The following is a 4,438-nucleotide window of genomic DNA, read 5'->3' on the forward strand; positions in this document are numbered from 1 at the left end:
CGCCACCGACAGCGCCACCGCCGCCGGCGGGCCCGACAGCGGCACCGGTCTGGACGTCGCCCCCGCGCTGGAGGTCGACCCGCTGCTCGACGACCCCGAGACGCGCATCGTCGTCTGCTGCGGCTCCGGCGGCGTCGGCAAGACCACCACCGCCGCCGCTCTCGGGGTCCGCGCCGCCGAACGCGGCCGGCGGGCCGTCGTGCTCACCATCGACCCCGCCCGCCGCCTCGCCCAGTCCATGGGCCTGACGGAACTCGACAACACCCCGCGCCGGGTGCCCGGAGTCGACGAGTCCAAGGGCGGCGAACTGCACGCCATGATGCTCGACATGAAGCGGACGTTCGACGAGATCGTCGAGGCGCACGCCGACCCCGAGCGTGCGAAGGCGATCCTGGAGAACCCCTTCTACGCCTCGCTGTCCGCCGGCTTCGCGGGCACCCAGGAGTACATGGCCATGGAGAAGCTGGGCCAGCTCCGGGCGCGGGACGAGTGGGACCTGATCATCGTCGACACCCCGCCCAGCAGGTCCGCCCTGGACTTCCTGGACGCGCCGAGCCGTCTCGGCTCGTTCCTCGACGGCCGGCTCATCCGGTTGCTCGCCGCCCCCGCGAAGGCCGGCGGGCGCGCGGGCATGAGGTTCGTCAACCTGGGAATGGCCGGGCTGTCCATGGTGACCGGCACCCTCGGCAAGCTGCTCGGCACCGGACTGCTGCGCGACGTCCAGACGTTCGTCGCCGCCATGGACACCATGTTCGGCGGGTTCCGCACCCGCGCCGACGCCACCTACCGCCTGCTCCAGGCGCGCGGCACGGCCTTTGTGGTGGTCGCGGCTCCCGAGCGGGACGCCTTGCGTGAGGCCGCCTACTTCGTGGAGCGGCTCGCCGACGACAACATGCCGCTCGCCGGAATGGTGCTGAACCGGGTGCACGGCACCGAGGCGGGGGAGTTGAGCGCGGAACGCGCGCTGGCGGCCGCGGAGGTCCTCTCCGACACCGACGCGGACGCCGAAGCCGCCCCCGACCTTGACGCCGATCCCGAGACCGACGCCGGTGCAGCCGCCGACGTCGACGCGGGCGCCGACATCGACGCCGACACCGACGCGGGCGCCGAGTTCGCCGTCGCGTCGGCCGCCGGCCCCGGGGAGCCCTCCTCGCCGGAGCGGCTGGCGGCGTCGCTGCTGCGGTTGCACGCCGAGCGGATGCGCCTGCTGGCCCGTGAGCGGCGCTGCCGGGACCGGTTCGCGGCACTGCACCCCGAGGTGCCCGTCGCGGAGGTGCCGGCGCTTCCCGGGGACGTGCACGACCTGGCGGGCCTGCGGGCCATCGGCGACCGGCTGGCGCACCAGCCGACCGGTGGCCAGCCGACCGGTGACCGGGCAGCCGGGCGACCGGCGGCGCGGTGACAGTCCGGCCCGGGCGGGGGGTGGCCCGGCCCGTCGGGGGCCGGCCTGGACCCGGGCTCAGCTCGCGGCGGCGGGCGCCGGCAGCTCCTCCGTGCCGCAGTCCGTCGAGTAGCCCTCGTACTCGGCGCGGGCGGTCTCCAGCAGCCGCCGCCAGGAGGTGACCGTCGGCCGCCGCCGCAGCAGCGCGCGGCGCTCCCGCTCGGTCATTCCACCCCACACGCCGAACTCCACGCGGTTGTCGAGCGCGTCGGCCAGGCACTCGGTGCGCACCGGGCAGCCGGTGCACACCGCCTTCGCCCGGTTCTGCGCCGCGCCCTGAACGAATAGTTCGTCCGGATCGGTCGTACGACAGGCGGCCTGCGTACTCCAGTCCGTAACCCAGCTGCTCATCGCTGGTGCCGTCCTCTCCCGTATCGAGGCTCGCTCGCTCCCCCTCGGCGACCAACGGCATATGCGCCGTCGCCAGTTGAGGACGTTACGGAAAGCGAGCAGACGACAACACCCCCGACCGGTCCAATCTTGGATGGCCCGATCGGACTATGGGTACGCGGTAGATCACCCACCGGAGTGACCCCAGGACAACTCGGACTTTTCCGGCGTCAGGGGCGGTCTCTGCGGGTCAGGCAGGGGTTTCTCGCGAGTTTCCCTGGCATATGCGCGGCATATGACGGCAATTCAGGGCGCCTCTCATCACCCACAGGAGTGAGGGGAGAGGTGTGGTCGAGCCACACTCCCGGGGCAGGCGTGAGACAGAGTAAACGAACACATGCGCCCCTGTCCGGGGTTTGAGAACGTAGGCTGGCACCCATGGCAAACAAGCGCTCGGGCGGTGGGTTGTCCGCGACCCAGCAAGCCGCGAAGTTCCTCGGCGTCAGCGTGCTCGCCGGTGCGGTGGCGGCCGGCATCGCCCTGCCCGCCGTCGGCGGCCTCGGCCTCGCGGCCAAGGAGACGGCCCAGGGCTTCGACGAGATCCCGGCCGTGCTCAAGCGCCCCGCGCTCAGCCAGAAGACCACGATCTACGACGCCGAGGGCGGCGTCATCGCCGTCGACTACGCCCGCAACCGCACCGAGGTGCCGCTCAAGGACATCTCACCCTGGATGCGCAAGGCCATCGTCGCCATCGAGGACGCGCGCTTCTACCAGCACGGCGCCGTCGACCTCAAGGGCGTCCTGCGCGCGCTCAACCGCAACGCCCAGGCCGGCGAGGTCTCCGAGGGCGCCTCCACCCTCACCCAGCAGTACGTGAAGAACGTCTTCGTGGAGGAGGCCGGCGACGACCCCGACAAGGTCGCCCAGGCCACCCAGCAGACGCTCGGGCGCAAGATCAAGGAACTCAAGTACGCCATCCAGCTCGAACAGGACCTCTCGAAGAACGAGATCCTGGAGAACTACCTCAACATCACGTTCTTCGGGCAGCAGACCTACGGCGTCGAGGCCGCCTCCCAGCGCTACTTCTCCAAGCACGCCAAGGACCTGGAGATCCAGGAGGCCGCCCTCCTCGCCGGCATCGTCCAGTCGCCCACCAGGTACGACCCGATCAACGACGAGCAGGAAGGCCTCAAGCGCCGCAACGTCGTCCTCACCCGCATGGCGTCCGTCGGTCACATCGACCGGGCCGAACTCGTCAAGCTGAGGAAGAAGCCGCTCGGGCTCAAGGTCAGCCGCCCCAAGAGCGGCTGCATCACCGCCGACATGAACGCCGGCTTCTTCTGCAACTACGTCCGGCAGGAGTTCCTCACCAACGAGTCCTTCGGCAAGACCGACAAGGAACGCCTCGCCCGCTGGAAGCAGGGCGGCCTGCACATCAGGACCACCCTCAGCCCCAAAGCTCAGAAGGCCGCCCACGACGCGGCCACCTCCAAGGTGAACCGCACGGACAAGGTCGCCGCCGCCGTCGTCTCCGTCGAACCCGGCACCGGCCGCATCCTCTCCATGGCGCAGACCCGGCCCTACGGCACCAACGCAGACAACAACGAGACCGTGCTCAACCTCTCCGTCGGCAACGCCATGGGCGGCTCCACCATGGGCTTCCAGCCAGGCTCCACCTTCAAGCCGATCGTCGCCGCCGCGGCCATCGAGAAGGGCATCAGCCCGGCCGACACCTACTCCAGCGGCCACAAGACCGAGTTCGACATGGCCCGCTTCCGCACCTGCGAGAACGCGCCCTACGGAACCGGCAAGTACCCCGTGGGCAACGAGCGCCAGGAGATGGCCGGCACCTGGGACATGTACAGCGCGATCGGCCAGTCGGTGAACACCTTCACCATCGACATGCTCCAGAAGACCGGCCTGTGCGAGACCGCCGACATGGCCGCCAAGCTCGGCATCCGGGCCGCCACCGGCAAGCGACTGATCGGCGTCCCCTCCATGGGGCTCGGCGTCGTCCAGACCACCCCGCTCGACATGGCCAGCGCCTACGCGGCCTTCGCCAACCGCGGCGAGTACTGCACCCCGATCGCCATCGAGAAGGTCACCGACAACAAGGGCAACGAGCTGCGGCCCCCGCAGACCAAGTGCACCCGGGCCATGTCCGAGCAGACCGCCGACATGGTCAACGGCATCCTCAAGGGCGTCATGGAGGACGGCACCGGCTCCGGCGTCCGACTCGGCGACCGGGAGAACGCCGGCAAGACCGGCACCACCGAGAACCGCCGCGACGTGTGGTTCGTCGGCTACACCCCGCAGCTCTCCACCGCCGTGTGGGTCGGCGGCGACGGCACCACCCGCCCCGAGATGTTCAACATCACCATCGGCGGCCAGTACTACGGCCACGTCTCCGGCAGCGGCCTCCCGGGCCCCATCTGGCGGGCCGCGATGACCGGCTCCCTCCAGGGCGTCGAAGCCGGCAGGTTCAACCCCGTCAAGGTCCCCCGCGGCGACAAGGGCGAGAAGGACGACGAGGACAAGCAGGACCGCCGCCGCGACCGCGACCGCGGCGGTGACGACGGCGACGACGACAACAACGACGACGGCCGCAACCCGTCCCGCCCCGGCATCCCCTGGCCGCCCCCCGGCTTCATCGGCGGCGGCGACAAC

3 protein-coding genes are annotated in these 4,438 nt (G+C 70.8%); 2 read left to right on the forward strand and 1 reads right to left on the reverse strand.

All coding sequences use genetic code 11. The features are described from left to right. Nucleotides 1–49 precede the first annotated feature (49 nt). Nucleotides 50–1,402 (forward strand): ATPase BagB, encoded by a 1,353-nt coding sequence (gene bagB / locus GL263_RS22295; protein ID WP_182857536.1) that lies wholly within the window; start codon nucleotides 50–52, stop codon nucleotides 1,400–1,402. A gap of 57 nt (nucleotides 1,403–1,459) precedes the next feature. Here bagB and GL263_RS22300 read toward each other — a convergent pair whose 3' ends face one another. Continuing rightward, nucleotides 1,460–1,792, reverse strand: coding sequence for a WhiB family transcriptional regulator (locus tag GL263_RS22300; protein WP_182857534.1), 333 nt, complete (start codon nucleotides 1,790–1,792; stop codon nucleotides 1,460–1,462). A gap of 417 nt (nucleotides 1,793–2,209) precedes the next feature. Between GL263_RS22300 and GL263_RS22305 the strand changes: the two genes are divergently transcribed. After that, a partial coding sequence (locus GL263_RS22305) for a transglycosylase domain-containing protein (protein ID WP_182857535.1) occupies nucleotides 2,210–4,438 on the forward strand: 2,229 nt, incomplete at its 3' end.

The organism is Streptomyces durbertensis, from assembly GCF_014156695.1.
Classification (GTDB): Bacteria; Actinomycetota; Actinomycetes; order Streptomycetales; family Streptomycetaceae; genus Streptomyces; species Streptomyces durbertensis.